Source organism: Pseudomonas sp. SK2, from assembly GCF_016772395.1.
GTDB lineage: Bacteria > Pseudomonadota > Gammaproteobacteria > Pseudomonadales > Pseudomonadaceae > Aquipseudomonas > Aquipseudomonas taiwanensis.
Genome location: NZ_CP061944.1, coordinates 4483554 through 4509538, shown reverse-complemented (window position 1 = coordinate 4509538; position 25985 = coordinate 4483554). Strand labels below are relative to the sequence as shown.

The following is a 25985-nucleotide window of genomic DNA, read 5'->3' as shown; positions in this document are numbered from 1 at the left end:
GGCCCGAAACAAACGTAGGAGCGAGCCTTGCTCGCGATTCGCTGCGCGGGCGGCGCTCGATCTGCGCCTCACTACAGAACTGATGGTAGGCTCTCGTCTGAATCGCCCAAAACATACTCGGACATGCCCGGTAGCCAGATGCCCCCGCAAACCACCCTCATCCGCGAAACGTTCCCCGTCGGCCCCCTGCAGTGCAACTGCACGCTGATCGGCGACCCTGTCAGCAAAAAAGCCATCGTGGTCGATCCTGGGGGTGACCCGGACAAGATTCTCGCCCGCCTGCAGGCCCATGGCCTGACCTTGGTGAGCATCATTCACACCCACGCGCACTTCGACCATTTCCTTGCCTCAGGCAAGCTCAAGGAGTTGACTGGCGCCACCCTGCATCTGCACAAGGATGACCAGCCGCTGTGGGACAACCTGGAAATGCAGTGCCAGATGTTCGGGGTGCCCTACACGCCGGTGCCTTCGCCAGACCGCTGGCTTGGGGACGACGAGGAACTGGCCTGCGGTTGTGGCGTGGCGTTGCACACCCCGGGACACACGCCGGGTTCGATGAGCTTCTGGTTCGCCGAGGCCAAGCTGCTGGTAGCCGGTGACACCCTGTTCCGCCGTGGAATTGGCCGCACCGATTTGTGGGGTGGCGATCAGCGGGCCATCGTGCGCTCTATCAAGGAACGGTTGTATCGCCTGGACGAAGAGGCCATCGTGGTGACTGGCCACGGCCCTGACACACGCCTGGGCGACGAAATGCGCGAGAACCCTTTCGTGCGGGCGTGAGCCATCATGAAAAGCCTTTCATGGAATTTTTCCGTAAATTACCCATCCAAGGCTGGCGAAGATCCATTCGCGCTCTGCCGTACACATGAATTTCAGTAGGAGCTTGTCCATGTTCACCATGCGTCGTCTGATTATCGTCGCAACCGCCGCGGCCCTGATGGCCGGCTGTGCCAACCAGAACCCCTATGACAGCCAGGGTCAGGCGCAGGGCTCCACCGGGATGAGCAAAACCGCCAAGTACGGTGGCTTGGGCGCGCTGGCCGGTGCTATCGCCGGTGCCGCCATCGACCACAACAACCGTGGCAAGGGTGCGTTGATCGGTGCAGCCGCCGTCGGTGCCGCTGCCGCAGGCTATGGCTACTACGCCGACAAGCAGGAAGCCGCGCTGCGCGCGCAAATGGCAAACACCGGCGTCGAGGTTCAGCGTCAGGGTGACCAGATCAAGCTGATCATGCCAGGCAACATTACCTTCGCTACCGATTCGGCGAACATTGCCCCTAGCTTCTACACACCGCTGAACAACCTGGCCAGTTCGTTCAAGCAGTTCAACCAGAACACCATCGAAGTGGTTGGCTTCACCGACAGCACCGGCAGCCGCCAGCACAACATGGACCTGTCCCAGCGCCGTGCCCAGGCAGTCAGCAGCTACCTGACCTCCCAAGGTGTCGATGCCTCGCGCGTCACGGTGCGCGGTATGGGCCCGGACCAACCGATTGCCAGCAATGCCGATGCCAATGGCCGGGCGCAGAACCGCCGTGTCGAGGTCAACCTGAAGCCGATTCCTGGCCAGCAGTATGACCAGCAGGGTCAGGTTCAGCAGTACCCTTGATTGAGATAGGGGCTGCTGCGCAGTGTCTTCAACCACTGTCGCAGCGGCCTTGATCCGGGGCTGCCATGCAGCCCCTTCTCTCTAGCGCACCACGCTGGCCTGAATCGCCGTCAAGGCAATGGTGTGCACGATATCGTCCACCTGTGCTCCACGCGGCAAGTCGTTCACCGGCTTGCGCAACCCCTGCAGCATAGGTCCCAGGCTGACCCCGTCGGTGCTGCGCTGCACCGCTTTGTGGGTGGTGTTGCCGGTATTCAGGTCGGGGAATACGAATACCGTGGCACGCCCGGCCACTGGGCTTTGCGGTGCCAGCTGACGGGCGATCTCGGGGTTGGCTGCCGCGTCGTACTGCAGCGGGCCGTCAATCAGCAGGTTACGTTCGACGCTCTGTGCCAGGCGTGTCGCTTCTCGCACTTTTTCCACTTCATCATCGCTCGCCGAATCGCTCGAATAGCTGATCATCGCAACCCGTGGCGCGATGCCGAACGCCTGCGCGGATTCGGCGCTCTGCCGGGCAATTTCGGCCAGTTCGCTGGCGCTGGGGTGCGGGTTCATCACGCAATCGCCGTACACCAGCACCTGGTCGGGGAACAGCATGAAGTACACCGAGGACACCAGGCTGGCGCCCGGGGCGGTCTTGATCAGTTGCAGGGCAGGGCGGATCGTGTTGGCGGTGGAGTGCACCAAGCCAGAAACCAGGCCGTCGACCTCATCCAGTGCCAGCATCATGGTGCCGATCACGACCGGGTCCTCCAGTTGCTGCTCGGCCATGGGCGCATTGAGGTTCTTGCTCTTGCGCAGGTCGACCATCGGTTCGACATAGCGCCCGCGGATCTGTTCCGGGTCGAGAATTTCCAGGTCCGCCGGTAGGCTGATGCCCTGCGCGCGGGCTACCGCCTCGACGTCCTCGGGTTTGGCCAGCAGCACGCAGCGGGCGATGCCGCGCGCCTGGCAGATGGCAGCCGCCTGCACCAGCAACGGCTCGGCACCTTCGGGCAGCACGATGCGCTTGTTGGCTTGTTGGGCGCGTTGGATCAACTGGTAGCGGAACACCGCGGGTGACAGGCGCAGCTCGCGCGGGGTACCGCAACGCTGGTGCAGCCAAGCGGCGTCGAGGTGGCTGGCCACGAAGTCGGTGATGAATTCGGCGCGCTCGCGGTCATCCACCGGTATCTCGCGGTTCAACGAGTTGAGCTGGTTGGCGGTGTCGTACGAGCCGGTGCTGACCGACAGGATCGGCAGGCCAGCCTGCAGGGCGCCATGGCACAGGCCAAGGATGCGGGTGTCTGGCTTGCTGTCGCTGGTCAGCAACAGCCCGGCCAGGGGGACGCCGTTGATCGCCGCCAGGCTCACTGCGAGGATGATGTCGTCACGGTCGCCTGGCGTGACCACCAGGGTGCCCGGCGTCAGCAAGGGGACGGTATTGGCCACTGTGCGGGCGCAGATGATGATCTTGTTCATGCGCCGCTGCTCGTAGTCGCCGGCGTTGAGCACTTGCGCACCCAGCAGCTCGGCCACGTCGCGGGTGCGCGGGGCATTGAGCTCGGGCTGGTAGGGAATGCAGCCGAGCAGTCGGAAGTCATCGCCGCGCAGCAGGGGCGAATGCTCGCGAAGGCGCATGGCGAACTCGGCCATGCTCTCATCGGTTCGCACTTTGTTGAGGATCACCCCGAGCACTTTCGGGTCGCGTGGGCCACCGAACAGCTGGGCTTGCAACTCGACGCGGCCGGAGAGCTCGCTGAGCACTTCGTTTTCCGGCGCCGAAACCAGGATCACTTCGGCGTCCAGGCTCTTGGCCAGGTGCAGGTTGACCCGCGCCGCATAGCTGGCATGCCGGGTTGGCACCATGCCTTCGACCACCACCACGTCATTGCCGACGCAAGCTTGTTGGTAAAGCCGGATGATCTCTTCCAGCAGTTCGTCCAGCTGGCCGTCGCCGAGCATGCGTTCCACATGGGCCAGGCTCAGTGGAACAGGCGGCTTGATGCCGTGGGTGCGGGCCACCAGCTCGCTGGAGCGCTCGGGGCCGGTATCGCCCGGATGAGGCTGGGCAATGGGCTTGAAGAAACCCACCTTCAGCCCGGCGCGCTCCAGGGTGCGCACCAGGCCCAGGCTGATGGAGGTCAGGCCGACACCAAAGTCGGTCGGCGCAATGAAAAATGTCTGCATGCGTGCTTCTCGAAATAAGCGGTGCAAGGAATCAACGGCCAAGGGTAGCGCTATCGGCCCCCTGTGCGCACCAGCCGCAGGCGAAAGCCTGTCCGATGTGCTGTCGCCGTTGTCCGGCGTCGAGCACCCACGGGCGAGCCTGCCAAGGGGGTTGGTGGCGCAGATGTTGGGTATGGCCGCAGGAAAGCTCGACCACCCAGTGGCCTTCTTCGTCCTGGTGAAAGCCGGTGATCCGACTGATGGGCCGCTCCTGGTCCGCGGTGCGTTCGCATTCGGACGGTGCCTTGGTTACACTGGTGTCCTCTACATACTTTTGCAAAAGGTCGTGCCCCCATGCTGATCGCCGCCAACAAGGCTGTCTCCATCGAATATACCCTGACCAACGACGCCGGTGAGGTCATCGACAGCTCCGTCGGCGGCGCGCCGCTGGTGTACCTGCACGGTGCCGCCAACATCATCCCGGGCCTGGAAAAAGCCCTGGAAGGCAAAGAGTCCGGTGACGAGCTGGCCGTTGCCATCGAGCCGGAAGAAGCCTACGGCGAATACCTGGCCGAGCTGGTCAGCACCCTGAACCGCAGCATGTTCGAAGGCGTCGACGAGCTGGAAGTCGGCATGCAGTTCCACGCTTCGGCGCCGGACGGCCAGATGCAGATCGTCACCATCCGCGACATCGACGGCGATGACGTCACTGTCGACGGCAACCACCCTCTGGCTGGCCAGCGCCTGAACTTCAAGGTCAAGGTCGTCGACGTGCGTGACGCCAGCGAGGAAGAGATCGCTCACCGTCACATCCATGGTGAAGGTGGCCATCACCACTGATTTTCTGCGCTAAGCTCAGAAAGTCGCCAGGCGCTCGGGCAAGCCGACCAGCCTTCCCAACGGAAGGTGGACGGCTTGAACGAGCGCCTTTTTAGTGGGCGGGTTTCGCCCCAGCGGCAACCAGGAACCTCAGAGGGGATTTATCATGAGTGCATTTCACGACCTGACGTTGAAGGCGTTGAACGGCGAGGACCTGCCCCTGGCCCCGTTCAAGGGCCAGGTGGTGCTGGTGGTCAATGTCGCCTCCAAGTGTGGTCTGACGCCGCAGTACAAAGCCCTGGAGAATCTTTACCAGGACTACAAGGACAAAGGTTTCAACGTGCTTGGCCTGCCATGCAACCAGTTTGCCGGCCAGGAACCGGGCAGCGAAAAGGAGATTCAGGCGTTCTGCAGCCTGAATTACGGCGTGAGCTTCCCTCTGGGAAGCAAACTCGAAGTAAACGGGCCGCAACGTCACTCGTTGTATCGCCTGCTGGCGGGCGAGGGCGCCGAGTTCCCGGGGGATATCACCTGGAACTTCGAAAAGTTTCTGGTGGGCAAGGACGGGCGTGTGCTGGCCCGGTTCGCACCGCGTACCGCGCCGGATGATCCGTCCGTGGTGCAGGCCATCGAGAAAGCGCTGGGTTGAAGTCTTCATCGACGGCAGGCCGGCTCCGACAGAGGACCGCGCAGGTCCTGTGGGAGCCGGTTCGCCGGCGATGAGGCCGGTACCGGCGATACCCCAGAATCACCCAGATCAATAATACTGGGCCAGGCCTTCCTCTCCCCCTAACCTCAGGCGCAATTCCTCCCCAGACGGACGCGCGCCCATGTCAACCAACCCGCTGTTCCAACCCTTTACCTTCGGCGCCCTGCAGTTGCCGACCCGCGTCGTCATGGCCCCCATGACCCGGACCTTCTGCCCTGGTGGCGTTCCTCACGATGGCGTCGTCGATTACTACCGCCGCCGCGCGGCCGCAGGTGTGGGGTTGATCATCACCGAGGGCACCACAGTGGGTCACCGGGCGGCCAATGGCTACCCCAACGTTCCACGTTTCTACGGCGCGGATGCCCTGGCGGGTTGGAAACAGGTGGTCGATGCGGTTCACGCCGAAGGCGGGCGCATCGTGCCGCAGCTCTGGCACGTGGGCGCGGTACGCCGCCTGGGTACCGAGCCAGATGCCAGTGTGCCGGGCTACGGGCCGAGCGAGAAGGTAAAAGACGGCCAGGTGCTGGTGCATGGAATGACCCATGACGATATCCGTGAGGTAATCAGCGCTTTCGCCCAGGCCGCCAGCGATGCCCAGGCCATTGGCATGGATGGGGTGGAGATTCACGGTGCCCATGGCTACCTCATCGACCAATTCTTCTGGGCCTCCAGCAACCAGCGCGAGGATGAATACGGCGGCGACCTGGCCGCCCGTTCGCGGTTCGCCATCGAGCTGATCCAGGCAGTACGCGCCGCGGTCGGCCCGGACTTTCCGATCATCTTGCGTTTCTCGCAGTGGAAGCAGCAGGACTACAGTGCACGACTGGTAGACACCCCGGAGGCCTTGGGCGCTTTCCTCAAGCCGTTGTCCGAAGCCGGTGTGGATATCTTCCACTGTTCAACTCGACGTTTCTGGGAGCCTGAGTTCGAAGGCTCTGAACTGAACCTGGCGGGTTGGACCCGCAAGCTCACCGGCAAGCCCACCATCACCGTGGGCAGCGTCGGGTTGGAGGGGGAGTTTTTGCAGTTCATGGTCGACACCGACAAAGTGGCCAAGCCGGCCAGCCTCGAAGGGCTGTTGCGTCGCCTCGGCGATGAAGAGTTCGACCTGGTGGCAGTGGGTAGGGCGCTGCTGGTGGATGCCGAGTGGGCACTCAAGGTCCGCGAGGGGCGTGAGACGGAGGTACTGCCCTTTAGCCGCGAGGCATTGTCGACCCTGGCTTGATCGTCAGCGCAGGGGCTGTCGCTAGCGCCTGGTTGCAGGCGCTTTGCAGGTGCGCCTCGAACTGCTCGACAATCGCCGGCCAGCCCTGACGGCTGGCATGCTGGCGAGCGTTCAGGCGCACACGGCGCAGGGTTTCGTGCTCTTCCAGCAACCAGCAGGCAGCGTCGATGAAGGCGGCCTGGTCTCCTGGCATGGCCAGGGCGCCGCTGTGACCATGGCGAATGTGCTGGGCGGCGGCGGCCTCGTCATAAGCAACCACCGCCAGGCCGGAAGCCAGCGCTTCGAGCACGACATTGCCAAAGGTCTCGGTCAGGCTCGGAAACAGGAACAGGTCGCCACTGGCATAGTGTTCGGCCAGGGATTCGCCTCGTTGCGCGCCGCAGAAGACGGCCTCCGGCAGTTGCTGCTCGAGGGTTGCTCGCTGTGGGCCGTCACCCACCACCACCAGGCGCAGGCGCAGCTGTGGATAAGTGTTCTGCAAGGTTTGCAGGCAGGGCCGCAGCAGGCCGAGATTCTTTTCCGCGGCCAGTCGCCCGACATGCAGGACGGCAATGTCATGGGGCCCCAGCCCCCAACTGTCGCGCAGCGCCTGGCTGCGTCGCGCCGGGTTGAACAGGCAGGCATCGACGCCCCGGGCCATCAATGCCAGGCGTTCGAACCCCCGGCGCTCGAGTTCAAGCTGCTGGCTGGCACTGGGTACCAGTGTGGCGGCGGTGCGCCGGTGGAACCAGCGCAGGTAATGGGTCAGCAGCCGTGCCAACAAGCCCAGCCCGTACTGGCCGGAGTACTGCGGGAAGTTGGTATGAAAGCCGCTGACGACCGCGATGCCCAGGCGCCGCGCTGCGCGCAAGGCGCTGAGCCCCAGCGGCCCTTCGGTGGCGATGTACAGCACGTCCGGGCGCAGTTTGCGCCAGCGGCGCCACAGGGTATGCATCGATACTTCGCCCCATTGCAGCCCAGGGTAGCCGGGCAGGGCCCAGCCTCGACACAGCAGCAGGTCCTGGTCACTTTCGTCACGACCATCACCGGCCTGGCGTGGCCGTACTATTTCCACCTGATGGCCGCGTTGCCGAAGCCCTTCGCTCAAGTGGCCAAGGGTATTGGCCACACCGTTGATCTCGGGTGGGAAGGTTTCACTGACAAGGGCGATGCGAAGGGCTGGCATATTCATGACAAAAAGTTTCCGCCTGCTTCATTGCGCTCATGTGACGATGAAGTGACGCACGGATGACGCCTGATTTCCGGCGACGCCGGCGCTGTGAATATTTCGTTGCAAAGTGCTCAAGAACCGTGGACCTGTAGCCGATGCAGATGCATTCCATCATGGGTCGCGCTCCGGGAGAGCGGTGATGTTCAACAGAAAGCTCAAGAAAGAAATCCAGCAGTTGCGCGAGGACCTGTTGTCCATCGAGCAGGTCAAGTGCAGCCTCGACAGCGAGATGCTCGTGCTCCAGCTCGACCCCCAGGGACGCATCGACGCGGTCAACAGCAACTTCGAAAGCGAGATGCTGTACCGCAGCGAGCAGTTGATAGGACGCAATATCGAAGAGATCGTCCCCGCGCACGTGAAGAAGCTTGATTTCTATGAGCGGATGAAGAACGCCATCACCCGTGGCGAACACCTCAACGGCGCTTTCCGGCTGCTGCGTGGCAACGGCCAGGAGGCCTGGCTGCGTTCGATCCTGCAGCCGGTCAAGGGCAGCGATGGGCGGATCAAGCATTTCACCATGCACTCCAGCGACCTGACCCGCACCATCGAAACGTCGCGCGAGCACGAGAGCCTGATCAACGCGCTGATGCGTTCCACTGCCGTGATCGAGTTCAACCTCGATGGCTATGTGTTAACGGCCAACGACCGCTTCCTGCAGTCGGTGGGCTATAGCCTTGAGCAAGTGCGTGGCAAGCACCACCGTATTTTCTGCGAGCCGGAAGAAGCGAACTCTACGGCGTACCAGGCATTCTGGGAAAAACTGCGTCGTGGCGAATACGTGGCCGACCGGTTCAAGCGTGTCGATGCCCACGGTCGGGTGGTCTGGCTGGAAGCTTCCTACAACCCGATCTTCGACGCCCAGGATGTGTTGTACAAAGTCGTGAAGTTCGCCACGGTGATCACCGACCAGGTCAATCAGGAACTGGCGGTGGCCCAGGCGGCCGATATTGCCTACAACACGTCGCTGGAGACGGACTCCAGCGCGCGCAAGGCCACTGACGTGGTGACCCAGTCGGTAAGCGTGATGCGGGGCCTGGAAACGTCCATGCAGGAGGCTGCCGAAGGGATCAAGGCGCTGGACACCCAGTCGCGGGTGATCGGTTCGATCATCAAGACCATCAGCGACATCGCTGGCCAGACCAACCTGCTGGCCCTCAACGCCGCCATCGAGGCAGCCCGCGCAGGCGAGCAGGGCCGAGGCTTTGCCGTGGTAGCCGACGAAGTGCGTCAGTTGGCCTCGCGCACCAGTACCGCCACCGAGGAGATCGCCAGGGTCGTGCAGCAGAACGAGCAGCTTGCCCAGGCCGCGGTAGAGATCATTGACACCAGCAAGCGCCAGGCAGAGCAGGGGCTGGCGCTGGCGGCCGATACCGGTGGGGTGATCGTCGAGATTCAGGAAGGGGCGAAGAAAGTGGTGGATGCGGTGGGGCAGTTCTCCAGCCAGCTCAGCCACTGAGTCAGGCGCTCGGCTCCCGTGCGGTTTGCAGGAGCCTGCTTGCCGGCGATGCGCCGCTTTGCGGCGCCTTGAGCTCAATGACGCTCGCGCACCCAGAACAACGTAGCCCCCGCCACCGCCGCCGGCATCATCAGCACGTTCACCAGCGGCACCATCAGCGCCAGGTAAGTGATGCCGCCAAAGCCCAGCGACTGCCAGCGCTTGCTACGTAGCCAGGCGAGCATGTCCTGCCAACTCATCTTGTTGTTGTCCGCCGGGTAGTCGATGTACTGGATGGCCATCATCCACACACCGAAGATCAGCCACAGTGGCGCCGCTATCACGTTGACCACCGGGATCAGCGACAGGATGAACAGACCGATGGCCCGTGGCAGGAAGTAGCCCAGCTTGCGCATTTCGCGGCCAAGGGTTCGCGGCACCATCGCCACCAGCTCGCCCCAACTGAACGGCGGGAAGGTGTCTTGGCCGCGGACCACCACTTCGACTTTCTCGGCGAGAAAACCGTTGAACGGCGCGGCGATCACGTTGGCCAGCACGGTGAAGGTGAAGAACACCATCAACACCACGAGGGCGACGAACAGTGGCCATAGAATGTATGTCAGAAAACTCAGCCACTCAGGCAGGGTCGGCATCAGGGCGTCGACCCAGAGGCTGAACTGATGGCCTGCGAAGTAGATCAGCCCGCCGAACAGCAGCAGGTTGACCGCCAGGGGCAGCAGCACGAATAACCGAAGGTTCGGGCTCAGCACCAGTTTCAACCCTTCGCGAAGGTACTGGGGACCGGAAAGGACAGGGGCTTGCATCGGGACACTCCGCACAGAGGGAAAACGCGCTGACCTTACCGAGTTTGCGGCGCTGACGAAAGGCGGACGGTGGTTGGGAAACCGGCTGTAACAAAAGCGCCAGGTGTTTTCCTTCGTCGAAATTGGGGTATAGAGGATGCCTATGAGGTGGATTGTCGAAGGATATTTCCTTAATCTCTGCGACCTCGCTACAGTGCGCTCAACTTTTCAGGTTTCGGGCCTGCGCGATGTAGCACTTCCCCAAGTGTTGCGTAGGTCCTTTTAATTTCAGCTGCGCAGCTGGTACACCGATACCGGCCCTGTGCGGCCGGCTCGACAGGAGTTCGACATGTCCGAAGTACGTCATTCGCGCGTCATCATTCTCGGTTCCGGCCCTGCCGGTTACAGCGCCGCGGTCTATGCCGCCCGCGCCAACCTCAAGCCCCTGCTGATCACTGGCATGCAGGCCGGTGGCCAGCTGACCACCACCACCGAAGTCGACAACTGGCCGGGCGACCCCCACGGCCTGACCGGCCCAGCCCTGATGCAGCGCATGCAGGAGCACGCCGAGCGTTTCGAGACCGAAATCGTCTTCGACCACATCAATGCCGTCGACCTGGCCAACAAGCCCTACACCCTGCAAGGTGACAGCGGCAAGTACACCTGCGACGCACTGATCATCGCCACCGGCGCCAGCGCTCGTTACCTGGGCCTCCCGTCGGAAGAAGCCTTCATGGGCAAAGGCGTTTCTGCCTGCGCTACCTGCGACGGGTTCTTCTACCGCAACAAGCCGGTAGCGGTGGTGGGCGGTGGCAACACTGCCGTGGAAGAGGCGCTGTACCTGGCCAACATCGCCAGCAAGGTCACCCTGGTGCATCGCCGCGATACCTTCCGCGCCGAGAAGATCCTGGTCGACAAGCTCAACGCCCGTGTCGCCGAAGGCAAGATCGAGCTCAAGCTCAACGCCACGCTGGATGAAGTGCTGGGCGACAACATGGGCGTCACCGGTGCGCGCCTGAAGAACAACGATGGCAGCAGCGACGAAATCAAGGTCGACGGCGTGTTCATCGCTATTGGCCACACCCCGAACACTTCGCTGTTCGAAGGCCAGCTGACCCTCAAGGACGGCTACCTGGTGGTCAACGGCGGCCGTGACGGCAACGCCACCGCCACCAATGTCGAGGGCGTGTTCGCGGCCGGCGATGTGGCAGACCACGTTTACCGTCAGGCCATCACCTCGGCCGGCGCAGGCTGCATGGCAGCACTGGACGTCGAGCGCTACCTGGATGGCCTGGCAAACGCCTCGCACTGATCGCAGGGCGTTTCACGACCGAACCGGAAGGGGGCTGCTAGGCAGCCCCTTTTCGTATCTGGACTTTTTACAGGCTCAACCGCCTCTTACAGGCTCAACCGCATCGACAGGTCGACCGCCTTCACATCCTTGGTCATCGCACCAATCGAGATGTAGTCCACGCCCGTCTCGGCAATCACCCGCAGCGTGCTCTCGTTCACCCCGCCGCTGGCTTCGAGCTTCGCCTTGCTCGCCGTGATCCGCACCGCTTCACGCATCTCGTCCAGGGTCAGTTCGTCGAGCATGATGATATCGGCCCCGGCATCAAGTGCCTGACGCAGCTCGTCCAGGCTCTCCACTTCGATCTCCACCGGCTTGCCCGGAGCGATGCGATGCGCCGCCGCCACGGCTTCGGCGACGCCACCACTGGCGGCGATGTGGTTTTCCTTGATCAGGAAGGCGTCGTACAGACCGATGCGGTGGTTGTAGCAGCCACCACAGGTGACCGCATATTTCTGCGCCAGGCGCAGGCCGGGCAAAGTCTTGCGGGTGTCGAGCAGGCGTACCTGGGTATCGCTCACCCTGTCGGCCAGCGCCTGCGCGCGGGTAGCGACACCCGACAGCATCTGCAGGAAGTTCAGCGCCGAGCGCTCGCCACTTAGCAGCGAGCGTGCCGGGCCTTCGAGGTGGAACAAGGCCTGGTTGGCCTTGGCCCGCTCGCCATCGGCAACCTGCCAGTGCACGGCCACCCGCGGATCGAGCTGGCGGAACACCGCATCGACCCAGGCAGTGCCGGCGATCACGCAGTCTTCGCGGGTAATGATGGTGGCCTTGGCCAGGCGCTCGGCCGGGATCAGCTGTGCGGTGATGTCGCCACTGCCGATGTCCTCCAGCAGCGCACGGCGCACATTGGCTTCGATTTCGGCAGTCAGGTCGGCGAGGCGTAGGTTCGGCATGTTCGGCTCCACAAGCTAGGTGCCGGCGATTATAGGGCAGGGGGACGGTGTGTACAGCCGCCTTGCAGGTGACCTTTGGTCAGGTGCGCCGAGCATTCGCTTCAACCCATGGTCTTTACCCTGCGATGCAATGGATGCTGGCAGAGGCCCGCTTTTTTATCGATAATATCGACCAATATTTGGCGTCATAGCTTTGACGATTTTCGCGCTAAGACTTGAAAACACCCAGCAAGGAGTCAGGGATGCAAAAAGAAGGCAAGGTGGTGCCCTTGGCGGCGGCCATCGATCGTGGCGTGCGTACGCCTTTGCCTTGCCTCCCCATGTTGCTGCTGCAGGTACGCGACAAAGCTGCCTTGCAGTTGCGCCAGGCCCTGCAGGACTTGTTCGACAATGCCGACGACACCCTTTTCGAAATGGCGGACAAGGCCGCTGAGCGTTTCGACCAGAACCTGTACTTCGAAGCGATGCGCGACTTGCGGCTCAAGCGCAAGAGCATCGAGCGCGGTTTTCTCGATATCTACCACGATGCCTTCGCGCGCCTGGGCCGGGTCGACCCCTTGGCTGGCCTCAGTCAGCCTGACAGCCCGCGCGGGCAGGCGCAGCTGGAGCGGGCCGCCGCGGTCGATGGCATGATCGCGCGGGTGCTGTCGCGCGATGGCCTTGCGCTGGGGCAACTGAACCTTCGGTTCCAGACTTTGCTTGGCCATGCGCTGGACGACTGGCACAACCCGCTGGAGCCTGGCGCGCTGTGCGGCTACTTCCTCGACGCCGGGCGCAGCCTGGGGGTCGGGCTGCGGGTCAAGCTGGTGCTGTTGAAGTTGTTCGAACGCTACGTTCTGCGTGACATCGACGTGCTATATGGCGAGGCGAACCAGTTGCTCGCCGCGGCAGGCGTGCTGCCCGACCTGCAGCCTGCGCCGCGCCGCCGGGCAGAAGATCGGCAACGGGCATCCCGGCGTGCGTTGGCAGCCGAGGTCCGCGAGGATGTTACCGGCCAGAATGCGGCCGGTCAGGCGTTCTTCGATTCGTTGCAAGGCCTGCTGGCACCCGAACGCGGGCGGTTCGCGCCGCGCTTGCAAGCGGTGGCGACTGCCCATCCGATCAGCACCGCCGACCTGTTGCGCCTGCTGTCGCACCTTCAACAGTACGTACCGGCCACCTACGAGCCTGAGGACTTCGTCCTTGGCCAGCAGCTCGAGCAGCTGTTGTTGCGTGTCAGTGTTCGCAGCGGTACCCGCAGGCGTATCGCCACGGCCGACGAAGACATGATCAACCTCGTCGGCCTGCTGTTCGACTTCATCCTGGCTGACGACAACTTGCCGCCATCCCTGCGCGCATTGCTGGGCCGTTTGCATATACCGGTGCTGAAGGTCGCGCTGCTCGACAAGGGCGTGTTCAGCCGGCCCAGCCATCCCGTGCGGCGCTTGCTCAACGAATTGGCCGCTGCCTCGTTCGGCTGGGATGCCCATGCGCAGGGCCTGCGCGACAGCCTGCATCTGCGTGTGGAGCGCATCGTCCAGCGGCTGCTGAACGATTTCACCGACGACGTGGGTCTGTTTGCCGAACTGCTGGAAGACTTCGTGACGTTCAACCAGGACGAACGGCGACGCAACGAACTGCTTGAGCAGCGCACCCGCGATGCCGAGGAAGGCCGTGCGCGTGCCTTGCAGGCCCGACAGCAGGTGCAGCAGGCGCTCAATCAGCGCTTGCGCGGGCATGTATGGCCGCAGGTGGTGGTGCAGATGCTGGTGCAGTCATGGAGCCAGGTGATGATGCTGGCATGGCTCAAGCAAGGCGAGGCGTCCCTGGCCTGGGTCAACGCTTTGGCAACCTTGGACGCATTGCTGGCCAGTATTGCCCCCCACCACGGGCCGCGGGCTTGTGAGCGCCTGTTGCAGCAGGTGCCGGGGCTGCTCAAGGCCCTGCGCGACGGCCTGGCGGGCGTGGCGCAGGATTCGGCCGCCACTCGCGAATTCTTCCTTGCCCTGGAGCGGTTGCACCTGCGTGCTTGCGCCGGGGGAGAGCCGTCTACAGTCGACGACGATCCGGCCTTGGCAGAGGTGCTGGTCGGCGACGACATCGTCTTGGCGATTGCCGAAGAACCGGCCTGTGCGCCCTTGCGTCAGTCCGATGGCCTGGCCATGCACATGCAGCAGGTCCAGCGCCTGCGTATCGGCAGCTGGGTCGAGGTGTTCGATGACGAGGAGCCGCTGCGCTGCAAGCTGGTGGCGCGCATCGACGGCACTGACCGCCTGGTGTTCGCCAACCGCACCGGAATGAAAGCGCGCGAGTGGAGCACGGCGGGCCTGGCACAAGCCCTGCGCCATGGAGAAGCCCGCCTGCTGGACGACGGCCAGCTGTTCGAGCGGGCGCTCGAGACTGTCCTGGACCGCTTGCGGCAGCAACACGCCCACTGAAACGGCCCGCTGGCCAATCGTCACAATGATTTACATGCACCCGGTGTCGGTGGCAGGGCATACTGCGCGGGTAACCCCTGCTATTCAGGAACTCCCCATGCAACTGAACCGTGCGACAGGCTGGTTCGACGGCGTCACCCATTGCCCCTCGCCGAACTTCAACGCGCGCCCTGCAGGTGAGTCGATTTCCCTGCTGGTTATCCACAACATCAGCTTGCCGCCTGCCTGCTTTGGCACGGGCAATGTCCAGGCATTCTTCCAGAACCAGCTCGATCCCAAGGCGCACCCTTATTTCGAAGGCATCTGCCACCTGACGGTATCGGCGCACCTGTTCATCGAGCGCGATGGCGCCGTTACCCAGTTCGTGTCACTGCTCGATCGCGCCTGGCATGCGGGTGTGTCGTCGTTCGATGGGCGTGAAGGCTGCAACGACTTCTCCATCGGCATCGAGCTCGAAGGCACTGACGACCTACCGTACACCGATGCCCAGTACGCTGCATTGGAGCAACTGACGCGACAGATACGCCGCGCCTGGCCGGCCATCGACCTGGCACGGATCCAGGGTCACAGCGACATCGCGCCAGTACGCAAGACCGATCCAGGGCCGGCATTCGACTGGCCCCGCTACCGAAAAGCTGTCAAGGAAAACGAGGACAACGCATGAGTTTTCTGGTGTTGGTGCTGGTGCTCTGGGTCGAGAAGTTTTCGGCCTTGCGTCATCGACTGCAGCGCGATGGCTTTTTCCTGGGAGAGCTGGTGCGCCTGGAGCGCAGCGGCAAGGTCCATCCCTGGTGGACGCTGGCCATTCTGGTGCTGGCACCGGTCATCCTGCTGACCCTGCTATTGCATGTGCTGGAGCCTGTGGCCTATGGCCTGCTGGCCATGCCGGTGCACCTGTTGGTGCTGATCTACAGTCTGGGCCGGGGAGATGCCAAGGCTGCGCTGGGGCCGTTTCGTGACGCCTGGCGCCGGGGCGACGAGCAGGCCGCGTTGCATGTGGCCGAGCGGGACCTGGGCCTGGTTGCCGAGGAGCCTCGGGCCTTGCTGGTGCAGGTTCAGGGGTATTTGCTGTGGCAGGCCTATCAAAGCTTCTTCGCAGTGATCTTCTGGTATTTCGTGCTCGGCCCCGCTGCCGCGCTGGCCTACCGCTTGTTGTCGCTGAGCATCGCGTACAGCGGTCAGCCCGCATTGAAGGCCAGCGCCGAGCGACTGCGACATGTCATGGATTGGCTGCCGGTGCGGATCATCGCCGTGAGCTTCGCCTTGGTGGGCAATTTCGTTGCCGTGATGCGTGTGATGCTGCACGAACTGTTGAACTGGCACATCAGTGCCGCGCACCTGGTGACCCGGGTGGGTCGAGTTGCCGACGACATTCCCGATGAGGAAGACAGTCAGCGTGGGCTTGGCCGTCTGGACAGCCTCTGGGAGCTGCTGTTGCGCACCGCCGTGTTGTGGTACGCGTGCTTCGCGCTGTGGACCGTGCTGGTTTGAGCCTGGAGGGGCCGGCTTGCACTGCGGCCCTGCCGCCATCGGTTAACCTTACTTTACAAACCTCCGATTCGATCTGCGTTATACCAGTGGCCTGGTGCTATCTCGCAGAACAATAAGAATCCATGGAGGTGACCTGTGAAGCGTTTGCTCTATCCGGCCATCGCATTGATGAATCGGCTGAGCTTCGGCCAGAAATTCAGCCTCATCAGTGTCCTGTTCTTCCTGCCCATGCTGGTGACCAGCTTTTATCTGGTCCGTGATGCCTACCAGCAATTCCAGTCCACTCGCGTCGAACTCGAGGGTATTTCACCCCTGGCTGGCAGCCTGGCGCTGCGAGGCGATCTGGAATCACTGGGCAACCTGTTGCAGATCAACGCGGTACTTGGCCAGTCGGGTCAGGCTGGAGACATCGAGTCACGCATCGCTGCGCTGCAGGACAGGGTCCAGGCGCAATTGCTTGCCTTGCAAGGCCATGACCCACTGCTGGAGGCCAAGCGCGAGGAGCTGTCGGCAGCCTTTGCCCAGGCCCGGGTGGAGTCCTCGCTGCAGAACAAGGTCGCGTTGTTCGACAAGCTGCTGGGCCTTGCCCAAGTGTTTGGCAAATTGCAGGTCAACCAGTCCGGCTTGGGCCAGGACGACCAGGCGTCGGTCCGTCAGCTGAGCGAGCTGGTAGGCACTGCTACGGCCCAGGTCACCCAGACCCTGGGCGAAGGCAGGGCCATGGGTGCCGTGGCGTTGGGCCGGGGCTTCATCGACTCTGCCGGCAGCGCTCGGTTCGAAGACCTGCTGCAACGTCTGGAGCGCCTGGCCGCCGACTATGCCATTCGCCTGGACGATGCACTGGCCGGGGACCAGGCCGTGAAGGCAGGCTTGGCAGGGGCCGCGCAGGCTAGCCAGGCCACGGTCAAGCAGGCGGCGGCATTGTTCGAGGAGCAGGTGGTGGTGGCCGAGACCCTGGATGCGCCTTGGGCGACGTTCTATCAACAAGTCAGCGACCTGATCGGCCAGACCTACCAGCTCAACGATGCCATTCTTGCCCAGTTGCAAGGGCAACTGCAGGCGCGCCTGAGCGAGCAGCGCCTACGTATGGTGGGCCTGGTCGGCGTGCTGGCGGGCGTCTTTGCGCTGATTCTCTATCTCTATGGTGGTTTCTTCGTCTCGACCAAGGCCACCTTGCGCAAGTTGGGCAGTGCCATGGACAAGGTCGCGGACGGTGACATGACGGTCAGCTTCCAGGCCCATAGCCGCGATGAACTGGGCGAGCTGGGCCAGGGCTTCAACGAAACCGTCAAGCGCATCCGGGGGTTGATCGACCAGGTGGGGCGCACCGTGGCTACGGTCGAGGAGCAGGCCGAGCAGGTGCTGGCTGTGTCGGCTCGCAGCAACCTGGCGGTCAGTGGTCAGCGTGAGCAGATCGAACAGGTGGCCACGGCGATGAACCAGATGAGCGCGACCGCCCTGGAAGTGGCGCGCAGTGCGGCGCTGGCAGCCGAGGGGGCGCAGCAGGTCAACCGTGAGAGTGCCAATGGCCGAGGCCTGGTGGAGCACCAGCAAGGCAGCATCGACCGTCTGGCGGCGGAAATCGACGAGACGGTATCGGCGATCAACCAACTGGCCGGCGACAGCCAGGCGATTGGCCGAGTGCTGGAGGTGATCCGCAGCATTGCCGAGCAGACCAACTTGCTGGCACTCAACGCCGCCATCGAGGCGGCCCGCGCCGGCGAGCAGGGCCGGGGCTTTGCCGTGGTCGCCGACGAAGTGCGCACGCTGGCCCGACGCACCCAGGACTCCACCGAAGAAATCGCGCTGATGATCCAGCGCCTGCAAGCCGGCGTGGCCGCTGCAGTCCAGGCGATGGGCAGCAGTCACCAAATGGCGTCGGGCACGGTGGATGAGGCACGCCAGGTACAGCAGGCGTTGGGCAATATCCTCGGCGCGGTTGGCGGGATCGTCGAGCAGAACCAGCAAATCGCAGCTGCCGTCGAGCAACAGACAGCGGTGGCCCATGACATCGACCAGAATATCGTGGCGATCAACCGGGCGGCGCAGGACACCACCCAGGGAGCCTGCCAGACCGAAGATGCCAGCCGGGCGCTGTCGGCACAGGTAATCGAGTTGAAGCGTTTGATCGGAGCTTTTCGGGTCTAGGTCGGTCCTGCGGGACCGCCCTCGCTTGGGTCGAGGGCAATGCCTGTGGGCGCCGGCTTGCCGGCGATAGGGCATTGCCGGCCACTACCAGCCAAACAATTCACTCGCATTGTGCGTGCTGACCTCGGCCAACCGCTGTACATCGATGCCAATCAACTCCGCCAAGGCCGCGGCGATCTCCGGCAAGTGCTCCGGGCTGTTACGCAGCCCTGGGAACATCACCGGCGCCATGTCGGGTGAGTCGGTTTCCAGCACCACACACTCCAGCGGCAGCCTCGGCAAGGTCTTGCGCAGCCTCAACGCCTGCGGCCAGGTGCCGGCGCCGCCCAACCCCAGCTTGAAGCCCAGCTTGATGTATTCGCGGGCCTCCTCGTAGCTGCCCGCGAACGCATGGATGATGCCTGCCCGCGCCGGCTTGTAGCGCTTGAGCGTGGCGATCACCTGCGCGTGGCTGCGGCGCACGTGCAGCAGGGCCGGCAGTTCGAAGTCGCAGGCCATCTGCAACTGCGCCTCGAACAGCGCCTGTTGCTGCGCCTTGTCCAGCGCCGGCAGGTAGTAGTCCAGGCCGAACTCGCCGACTGCGCACAACCGTGGATCGCCACGCAGGCGTTCCAGCCAGTCGCGCAATTGCGTCAGGTGCTCGGGACGGTGCTGGTCGAGGTAGACCGGGTGCAGGCCCAGGGCTGCGAACAAGCGTCGGTCACCACAGACCAGGTCCCATACCCGCTGGAAGTTGGCCTGATACACGCCCAGCACCACCATCCGCTCGACCCCGCGCGCTGCCGCATCGTCCAGCAGGCGCCGGCGGTCAGGGTCGAAATCGGGGAAGTCCAGGTGGGTGTGGGTGTCGATCAGGCGCATGGTCAGGCAGCCGCGATGCGTTGCTTGAAGGTGCGGCCTATGGCATGTACGCCAGGCTCGTAGCGCTTGTCCTCGATGGCGGCCAGGGCCAGCTCCAGGGCTGTGGCGGCGATCAGTGCGTGCTGCTGGGCCATGGCATTGACCGGCAGCGGCAGGAAGTCGAGCAACTGGTTGTCGCCGAAGGTGCCCAACTGCAGTTGGCGCGAATTGGCAGGGCGCGCTTGCAGCGCGTCGAACACGCCTTGCAGCAGCACGTAGGAGGTGGTTACCAGCGCATCGGGCAGGCCGCCCAGTTCGTCGGTCAGTTGCTGCATCAGGCGCTGCCCGCATTCCCGGCTGAAGGCTTCGCCCTGGTAACGGCGTACATCACCGCCGAAGCCTTGCAGGGCTTCATCGAAACCGCCGGCACGGGCCTGGCTGACCGACAGTTCGGGGCGTGCACCGATCAGGGCGATGCTGCGTGGGTGCGTGGCCAACAGGCTTTGGGCCAACTGTCGGCTGGCATCGCGATCGTCACTGATCACCGAGCAGAAATAGGCTGGATCCAGGCGCCGGTCGATGGCGATTACCGGCAGGCCTTTGTCCAGCAGCTCTCGGTAGCTTTCGTCGTGCGGCTCCAGGCAACTGGCGACGAACAGGGCGTCGCAGCGGCGGGCGCGGAACAGCTGCTGCAACTGACGTTCGCTGTCAGGCTGGTCGTCGCTGCTGGCGATCAACAGCTGGTAGCCACGGGCGCGGGCGCCTTGCTCCAGCTGCTTGGCAATGCGGGCATAGCTGGGGTTTTCCAGATCCGGGAGAATGAAGCCAAGCGTGCGGGTATGGCGGCTGCGCAAGCCGGCAGCCTGGGGGTTGGGGGTGAAGCCGTGAGCCTCGACCACCGCACGTACCCGCTCGACCGTGGCGTTACTGATGCGCTGCTGTTCGGCCTTGCCGTTGATGACGTAACTGGCAGTGGTCACGGACACACCGGCCAGACGGGCGATATCGCTGAGTTTCACCGAGTTTTCCTTGTTATTACCGGGGCTGACCGCGAAGCCAGACCGGGTAGTTTGACCCAGGACAGGCACCGCGCGCAGACGACCATTGTCGCAATTGTCCGACAGGATGGGGCTTTTTCCTCGGCAGATTATCGAGTAACGTGGCCGCCTGGTCAGATTAATCGTTTCAGCAGGCAAATTTTCTGCCGGGGTCGTTGCCTGCGTCCGACTGTAGCACTGGTCGTTTTCGTGAATTTCACAACAATACCTCAGTACCCACCTGGGAACTGCAAAAGGAGAAGGTCATGCTCGAGCTCGCCAAAGAGCAGATAGCCATGGGCCAGAAGGCCGCCGACAAGGCCCAGGCCTTGCGCCTGTTGGCGGATCGGTTGGTCGCTGACGGCCTGGTCGCCGAAGGGTATCTGGAGGGGCTTCAGGCCCGCGAGGCGCAGGGGTCGACCTTCCTTGGCCAGGGCATTGCCATTCCCCACGGCACACCGCAGACCCGCGACCTGGTGTTCGCCACCGGCGTGCGCCTGCTGCAGTTTCCCGAAGGCGTGGACTGGGGCGATGGGCAGAGGGTTTACCTCGCCATCGGCATCGCGGCCCGCTCCGACGAGCACCTGCGCCTGCTGCAACTGCTGACCCGCGCGTTGGGCGAAACCGACCTGGCCGAGGCCCTGCGTCGGGCCAGTTCTGCCGAAGCGCTGCTCAAGTTGCTGCAGGGTGCTCCCCAGGCGTTGGCGCTGGACGCCCAACTGGTCAGCCTGAACCTTGCTGCCGAAGACTTCGACGAACTGGCCTGGCGTGGCTCGCGCCTGCTGCAACGCGCCGGGTGTGTCGACAATGGCTTTGCCGCCGCGCTGCAACAGGCTGAGCCCTTGCCCTTGGGCGAAGGGTTGTGGTGGCTGCACAGCGAGCGTCAGGTGTTGCAGCCCGGCCTGGCCTTCATCACGCCCCAGCAGCCACTGCGCTACCGTGAGCAACCGCTCAATGGTCTGTTCTGCCTGGCCAGCCTTGGCGCCGCCCATCAGGCCTTGCTCGAACGCCTGTGCGAAGTGTTGATCGAGGGCCGTGGACAGATGCTCTACCAGGCCACCAGCAGCCGTGCCGTGCTCGAGGTGCTGGGCGGCGAGGTGCCGGCCGACTGGCCGAGCGTACGGGTGGTGCTGGCCAACCCCCATGGTCTGCACGCCCGCCCGGCCAAAGCGCTGGCGCAGCTTGCAAAGGGCTTCGAGGGGGAAATCAGGGTGCGTCTGCTGGACAGCGCGCAGCCAGCAGTATCGGTCAAGAGCCTGAGCAAGCTGCTGAGCCTAGGGGCGCGGCGAGGCCAGGCGCTCGAACTGATCGCCGAGCCTGGCATCGCCGCCGATGCGCTGCCGGTGTTGCTGGCCGCCATCGAGCAAGGCCTTGGCGAAGAGGTGGAGCCTCTGCCCAAATGTGTGGTGCCGGAGCCTATGGTAGAGGCCGACGCGCTTCAGCCTCCGCTGGCCGGTAGCCATATCCAGGGCGTCGGTGCTGCCCCAGGCATTGCCGCTGGCCCTGCGTACCTGTGTGTCGAGCGTGACATCGATTACCCCCTGCGCGGCGAATCGCCCGCCCAGGAGCGGGTGAAGCTGCGCCAAGCGTTGGAGGCGGTGAATGCTGAACTCCAGGCCTTGGTACAACGTAGCGAAAAGGCCATTGGCGAGATCTTCGTCACCCACCAGGAAATGCTCGCCGACCCCGCGCTGACCGACGATGTCGAACTGCGTCTGGCTCAGGGCGAAAGCGCCGCGGCTGCATGGATGGCGGTCATCGAAGCGGCTGCGCGCCAGCAGGAAGCGCTGCACGATGCCCTGCTCGCTGAGCGCGCGGCCGACCTGCGCGATATCGGTCGGCGGGTATTGGCCCAGCTGTGCGGCCGGCAGACCCAGGAGGCCCCGGAGCAACCCTACGTGCTGGTGATGGCCGAAGTTGGCCCATCCGATGTCGCCCGGCTGGACCCGGCCCGGGTCGCCGGTATCGTCACTGCGCACGGCGGGGCCACCGCTCATAGCGCGATTGTCGCCCGTGCCTTGGGCATTCCGGCGGTGGTGGGCGTGGGCGAGTCGATTCTGCTGCTGGCGCCTGGCACCGCGCTGCTGCTGGACGGCCAGCGTGGTTTGGTCAGCGTCGCGCCTGGCGCTGACGAGCTGCAACGTGCCCTGGCCGAACGCGACCTGCGCGAGCAGCGTTTGCAGGCGGCCTGGGCCAGTCGTCATGAGCCGGCGGTGACCCGCGACGGCCATGCCGTCGAAGTGTTCGCCAATATCGGTGAAAGCACGGCTATCGACAAGGTGGTGGATCAAGGCGCCGAAGGTGTCGGCCTGCTGCGTACCGAACTGATTTTCATGGCCCACCCCCAAGCACCCGACGTCGCCACCCAGGAGGCCGAGTACCGCCGCGTGCTCGACGGCCTGCAGGGTCGGCCACTGGTGGTGCGGACTCTCGATGTGGGAGGCGACAAACCGCTGCCTTACTGGCCCATCGCCGCGGAGGAGAACCCCTTCCTCGGTGTGCGCGGCGTGCGTCTGACCCTGCAACGGCCGCAGGTCATGGAAGAGCAGCTGCGCGCCCTGCTGCGTGCGGCCGATCAACGGCCGCTGCGGATCATGTTCCCGATGGTCGGCCAGATTCACGAATGGCGCGAAGCCCGGGCCATGGTCGAACGTCTGCGTGAGGAAATCCCGGTGGCAGACCTGCAGGTCGGAATCATGGTCGAGGTGCCTTCGGCGGCCTTGTTGGCCGCACAGCTGGCCCGTGAGGTGGATTTCTTCAGCATCGGCACCAACGACCTGACCCAGTACACCCTGGCCATCGACCGTGGCCATCCGAGCCTATCGGCCCAGGCAGATGGCCTGCACCCGGCGGTGTTGAGCCTGATCGACATGACCGTGCGCGCCGCCCATGCCGAGGGCAAGTGGGTGGGCGTGTGCGGCGAGCTGGCCGCGGACCCGCAGGCAGTCGCCGTGCTGCTCGGCCTGGACGTCGACGAGCTCAGCGTCGCGGCCCGCAGCATTGCAGAAGTCAAAGCCCTGGTTCGCCAGGCCGATCACCAGACGGCCCGCGCCCTGGCGCGCGAGGCCCTGCAACAAGACAGCGCCGCGGCGGTTCGCGCGCTGGTGGAGCGTTACTGAATGGCCAAGATCCTCACCCTGACCCTGAACCCGGCGCTGGACATCACAGTCAGCCTCGATGCCCTGCGTCCCGGCCACGTGAACCGCAGCCAGGCCCAGCAGAGTCATGCCGCCGGTAAAGGCCTGAACGTTGCCCAGGTGCTGGCTGACCTGGGGCACAGCGTCACGGTCGGCGGCTTCCTTGGCCGCGACAACCTCCAGGCCTTCGAAGCCCTGATCGAGTGGCGCGGTTTTACCGACTGCTTCGTACGCGTTCCAGGCGAAACCCGTAGCAACATCAAGCTGGTCGAGGCCGACGGCCGCGTGACCGATATCAACGGGCAGGGGCCTGAAGTCGACGAAGCGGCTCAGGAGGCCCTGCTGCGTGTGTTGGAGCAGGTGGCCCCCGGACAGGATGCCGTGGTGGTCGCAGGCAGCCTGCCGCGTGGAGTGAGCCCTGAGTGGTTCAACCAATTGCTCGTGCGCCTCAAGGGCCTGGGCCTGAAAGTCGCGCTCGACAGCAGCGGCGAAGCCCTGCGCGCCGGGCTGCGCAGCGCGCCGTGGCTGGTCAAGCCCAACACCGAGGAGTTGGGCGAAGTGCTTGGCCTGACCGTGGACAGTGCAGCGCAGCAGCGCGCGGCGGCCCTGCGCCTGCTGGCCGATGGCGTCGAGCATGTGGTGGTTTCCGATGGGGCGGAAGGGGTCCGTTGGTTCGCCGATAACCTCACGGTGCAGGCTCGACCGCCGAAAGTGCGGGTCGCCAGCACGGTGGGGGCGGGCGATTCCCTGGTAGCCGGCATGGTGCATGGCTTGCTGCAGAGCGAAGCGCCGACCGATACCTTGCGCCGGGCCACCGCGATTGCTGCCCAGGCCGTCACCCAAGTCGGCTTCGGCATTCGTGATCGCGAGCAGTTGGCTCGCCTGGAAGCGGGTGTGCAACTGACAGAACAACAAGAGGGTTGCCGATGAACATTGCCATTGTCACCGCTTGCCCCAACGGGCAGGTGTCGAGCGTGCTCAGTGCTCGCCTGCTGGCCGCGGCGGCTCAGCGCCGGGGCTGGAGCACCAGTGTCGAAGTACAGGACAGCGAACATCCCGAGCGACAACTGACGCCTGCACAGATCGCCGACGCCGACTGTGTGCTGGTGATCAGCACGGGCCCGGTCGATCTGGCTCGTTTCGTCGGCAAGCGCCTGTACCAGAGCACCCCATCCCAGGCGTTGGCCGACCGTGAGGGGTTCCTCGATGAAGCCGCGGCCAATGCGCAAGTGCTGAGGGCGTCTGCCACCAGCCCCACATCGGCAACTGCCGTTGCGCCGCGCATCGTGGCGATCACGGCCTGCCCGACTGGGGTAGCGCATACCTTCATGGCGGCCGAAGCCTTACAACAGGCTGCCCAGCAGTTGGGTTACCAGCTGACCGTCGAGACCCAAGGTTCGGTGGGCGCGCGCAACCCGCTGTCCGCCGAAGCCATCGCCGAAGCCGATGTGGTGTTGCTGGCGGCCGACATCGAGGTGCCGACGGCACGCTTCGCCGGCAAGCGCATCTATCGTTGTGGCACCGGCACCGCCCTCAAGCAGGCCCGTGCCACGCTGGACAAGGCCCTGGCCGAAGGCAAGCTGGAGGGCGCCGCCGATGTCGCAGGTGCGCCGACTGCCGGCAAAGCCGAGAAAACGGGTATCTACAAGCACCTGCTGACCGGGGTGTCGTTCATGCTGCCGATGGTGGTGGCTGGCGGCTTGTTGATCGCGTTGTCGTTCGTCTTCGGTATCGAAGCCTATAAGGAACCAGGCACTTTGCCGGCTGCGTTGATGCAGATCGGGGGTGAGGCCGCGTTCAAGCTGATGGTGCCTTTGCTGGCCGGCTATATCGCCTGGTCGATTGCCGACCGCCCGGGGCTGGCCCCCGGCATGATCGGTGGCCTGCTGGCCAGCACCCTGGGGGCTGGGTTCATTGGCGGCATCGTCGCCGGTTTTCTCGCCGGCTACAGCGCCAAGGCCATTGCCCGCTGGGCGCGTCTGCCCAGCAGTCTCGATGCCCTCAAGCCGATTCTGATCATTCCGTTGCTGGCCAGCCTGTTCACTGGGCTGGTGATGATCTATGTGGTTGGCCAGCCGGTGGCGGCCATGCTCGAAGGCCTGACCCGCTTCCTCGACAGTATGGGCACCACCAATGCGATTCTTCTCGGGCTGTTGCTGGGCGGCATGATGTGCGTGGACCTTGGCGGCCCGATCAACAAGGCGGCCTACGCCTTCTCGGTGGGGCTGCTGGCTTCGTCCAGCTATGCACCGATGGCCGCGACCATGGCCGCCGGCATGGTGCCGCCGATTGGACTGGGCATCGCCAGCTTCCTCGCCCGGCGCAAGTTCGCCCAGAGCGAGCGTGAGGCCGGCAAGGCTGCGCTGGTACTAGGGCTTTGCTTCATTTCCGAAGGGGCCATCCCATTCGCTGCCAAAGACCCCTTGCGGGTGATTCCGGCGAGTATCGCAGGCGGTGCGTTGACCGGTGCCTTGTCGATGTATTTCGGGTGCAAGCTGATGGCACCGCATGGTGGGTTGTTCGTGCTGCTGATCCCTAATGCGATCAACCACGCGCTGCTCTACCTGCTGGCGATCGTGGCGGGCAGCCTGCTGACAGCGGTGGTGTATGCCGTGATCAAGAAGAGCGAGCGCGTGGAACTGGCGGTAGCGCCTGCCAAAGGCTAGGTATGCCCTGCAGGAGCCGGCTTGCCGGCGATGAGGCCGCGCAA

General features: G+C 64.1%; 21 protein-coding genes and 2 pseudogenes. 16 read left to right on the top strand and 7 right to left on the bottom strand.

Annotation, left to right across the window (positions count from 1 at the left end; all coding sequences use genetic code 11):
- Positions 1-138 precede the first annotated feature (138 nt).
- Entirely contained in the window at positions 139-780 is a 642-nt protein-coding gene (locus IF103_RS20260) for an MBL fold metallo-hydrolase (RefSeq protein WP_041925550.1), read from the top strand.
- 109 nt (positions 781-889) lie between these two features.
- The gene (locus tag IF103_RS20255; protein WP_023382317.1) at positions 890-1609 is read left to right on the top strand and encodes a YiaD family glycine zipper/OmpA-like lipoprotein; all 720 of its coding nucleotides are present in this window, start codon (positions 890-892) and stop codon (positions 1607-1609) included.
- Between the two features lie 81 nt (positions 1610-1690).
- Here IF103_RS20255 and pta read toward each other — a convergent pair whose 3' ends face one another.
- Together pta and IF103_RS20245 are read right to left on the bottom strand one after the other, a co-directional pair.
- Positions 1691-3778: a phosphate acetyltransferase gene (gene pta / locus IF103_RS20250; RefSeq protein WP_202675627.1), complete on the bottom strand. Its 2088-nt coding sequence runs from the start codon at positions 3776-3778 to the stop codon at positions 1691-1693.
- Between the two features lie 31 nt (positions 3779-3809).
- Positions 3810-4097 carry a DUF3565 domain-containing protein gene (locus IF103_RS20245; protein ID WP_023382315.1) on the bottom strand — a complete coding sequence of 96 codons (288 nt, stop codon included), beginning with the start codon at positions 4095-4097 and terminating at the stop codon, positions 3810-3812.
- Positions 4098-4111: 14 nt separating this feature from the next.
- Between IF103_RS20245 and IF103_RS20240 the strand changes: the two genes are divergently transcribed.
- The 3 genes from IF103_RS20240 to IF103_RS20230 all read left to right on the top strand — a co-directional run bounded on the left by IF103_RS20240 (position 4112) and on the right by IF103_RS20230 (position 6510).
- A complete protein-coding gene (locus IF103_RS20240; protein ID WP_023382314.1) occupies positions 4112-4597 on the top strand; it encodes an FKBP-type peptidyl-prolyl cis-trans isomerase in 486 nt (161 codons plus the stop codon).
- 145 nt (positions 4598-4742) lie between these two features.
- On the top strand, positions 4743-5225 hold the full coding sequence (locus IF103_RS20235; RefSeq protein WP_023382313.1) for a glutathione peroxidase: 483 nt from the start codon (positions 4743-4745) through the stop codon (positions 5223-5225).
- A 181-nt stretch (positions 5226-5406) separates the two neighbouring features.
- Positions 5407-6510 (top strand): NADH:flavin oxidoreductase, encoded by a 1104-nt coding sequence (locus IF103_RS20230; protein ID WP_023382312.1) that lies wholly within the window; start codon positions 5407-5409, stop codon positions 6508-6510.
- On the opposite strand, the gene IF103_RS20225 is transcribed toward IF103_RS20230, so the two are convergent.
- The gene (locus IF103_RS20225) at positions 6479-7681 is read right to left on the bottom strand and encodes a glycosyltransferase family 4 protein (RefSeq protein ID WP_027907453.1); all 1203 of its coding nucleotides are present in this window, start codon (positions 7679-7681) and stop codon (positions 6479-6481) included. The genes IF103_RS20230 and IF103_RS20225 overlap by 32 nt on opposite strands.
- 178 nt (positions 7682-7859) lie before the next feature.
- On the opposite strand from IF103_RS20225, the pseudogene IF103_RS25505 reads away from it, so the two are divergent.
- Positions 7860-8582: pseudogene (locus tag IF103_RS25505) on the top strand (PAS domain-containing protein); the annotation flags it as partial.
- A gap of 162 nt (positions 8583-8744) precedes the next feature.
- Positions 8745-9176 (top strand): methyl-accepting chemotaxis protein, encoded by a 432-nt coding sequence (locus tag IF103_RS25500; RefSeq protein WP_390897466.1) that lies wholly within the window; start codon positions 8745-8747, stop codon positions 9174-9176.
- Between the two features lie 74 nt (positions 9177-9250).
- Here the strand turns inward: IF103_RS25500 and cysZ are convergent, their stop codons facing one another.
- Entirely contained in the window at positions 9251-9979 is a 729-nt protein-coding gene (gene cysZ, locus IF103_RS20215) for a sulfate transporter CysZ (RefSeq protein WP_202675626.1), read from the bottom strand.
- A 328-nt stretch (positions 9980-10307) separates the two neighbouring features.
- Here cysZ and trxB point away from each other — a divergent pair, with 328 nt between their 5' ends.
- On the top strand, positions 10308-11270 hold the full coding sequence (trxB, locus tag IF103_RS20210) for a thioredoxin-disulfide reductase (protein ID WP_023382308.1): 963 nt from the start codon (positions 10308-10310) through the stop codon (positions 11268-11270).
- 86 nt (positions 11271-11356) lie between these two features.
- On the opposite strand, the gene nadC is transcribed toward trxB, so the two are convergent.
- Positions 11357-12205 (bottom strand): carboxylating nicotinate-nucleotide diphosphorylase, encoded by an 849-nt coding sequence (nadC, locus tag IF103_RS20205; protein WP_202675625.1) that lies wholly within the window; start codon positions 12203-12205, stop codon positions 11357-11359.
- A 242-nt stretch (positions 12206-12447) separates the two neighbouring features.
- On the opposite strand from nadC, the gene IF103_RS20200 reads away from it, so the two are divergent.
- The 5 genes and pseudogenes from IF103_RS20200 to IF103_RS25490 all read left to right on the top strand — a co-directional run bounded on the left by IF103_RS20200 (position 12448) and on the right by IF103_RS25490 (position 18261).
- Positions 12448-14622, top strand: coding sequence for a DUF1631 domain-containing protein (locus IF103_RS20200; protein ID WP_027907451.1), 2175 nt, complete (start codon positions 12448-12450; stop codon positions 14620-14622).
- A gap of 97 nt (positions 14623-14719) precedes the next feature.
- The gene (ampD, locus tag IF103_RS20195) at positions 14720-15286 is read left to right on the top strand and encodes a 1,6-anhydro-N-acetylmuramyl-L-alanine amidase AmpD (RefSeq protein WP_202675624.1); all 567 of its coding nucleotides are present in this window, start codon (positions 14720-14722) and stop codon (positions 15284-15286) included.
- Positions 15283-16113, top strand: a complete 831-nt coding sequence (ampE, locus tag IF103_RS20190) for a regulatory signaling modulator protein AmpE (RefSeq protein ID WP_202675623.1) — start codon at positions 15283-15285, stop codon at positions 16111-16113. Before ampD ends, ampE begins: the two co-directional genes overlap by 4 nt.
- A 168-nt stretch (positions 16114-16281) precedes the next feature.
- A pseudogene (locus IF103_RS25495) lies at positions 16282-17355 on the top strand (methyl-accepting chemotaxis protein); the annotation flags it as partial.
- Positions 17332-18261 (top strand): methyl-accepting chemotaxis protein, encoded by a 930-nt coding sequence (locus IF103_RS25490; RefSeq protein ID WP_502709919.1) that lies wholly within the window; start codon positions 17332-17334, stop codon positions 18259-18261. The pseudogene IF103_RS25495 and the gene IF103_RS25490, both read left to right, overlap by 24 nt.
- A gap of 84 nt (positions 18262-18345) precedes the next feature.
- Here the strand turns inward: IF103_RS25490 and IF103_RS20180 are convergent, their stop codons facing one another.
- A complete protein-coding gene (locus IF103_RS20180; RefSeq protein WP_023382302.1) occupies positions 18346-19122 on the bottom strand; it encodes a TatD family hydrolase in 777 nt (258 codons plus the stop codon).
- Positions 19123-19124: 2 nt separating this feature from the next.
- Positions 19125-20120, bottom strand: coding sequence for a catabolite repressor/activator (gene cra / locus IF103_RS20175; protein WP_023382301.1), 996 nt, complete (start codon positions 20118-20120; stop codon positions 19125-19127).
- Positions 20121-20404: 284 nt separating this feature from the next.
- Here cra and ptsP point away from each other — a divergent pair, with 284 nt between their 5' ends.
- The 3 genes from ptsP to IF103_RS20160 are packed head-to-tail and all read left to right on the top strand — an operon-like array spanning position 20405 to position 25941.
- Positions 20405-23257, top strand: coding sequence for a phosphoenolpyruvate--protein phosphotransferase (gene ptsP, locus IF103_RS20170; RefSeq protein WP_202675622.1), 2853 nt, complete (start codon positions 20405-20407; stop codon positions 23255-23257).
- Positions 23258-24205: a 1-phosphofructokinase gene (gene pfkB, locus IF103_RS20165; RefSeq protein ID WP_202675621.1), complete on the top strand. Its 948-nt coding sequence runs from the start codon at positions 23258-23260 to the stop codon at positions 24203-24205.
- Positions 24202-25941, top strand: coding sequence for a PTS fructose-like transporter subunit IIB (locus IF103_RS20160; protein WP_023382298.1), 1740 nt, complete (start codon positions 24202-24204; stop codon positions 25939-25941). Before pfkB ends, IF103_RS20160 begins: the two co-directional genes overlap by 4 nt.
- Positions 25942-25985: the final 44 nt, after the last annotated feature.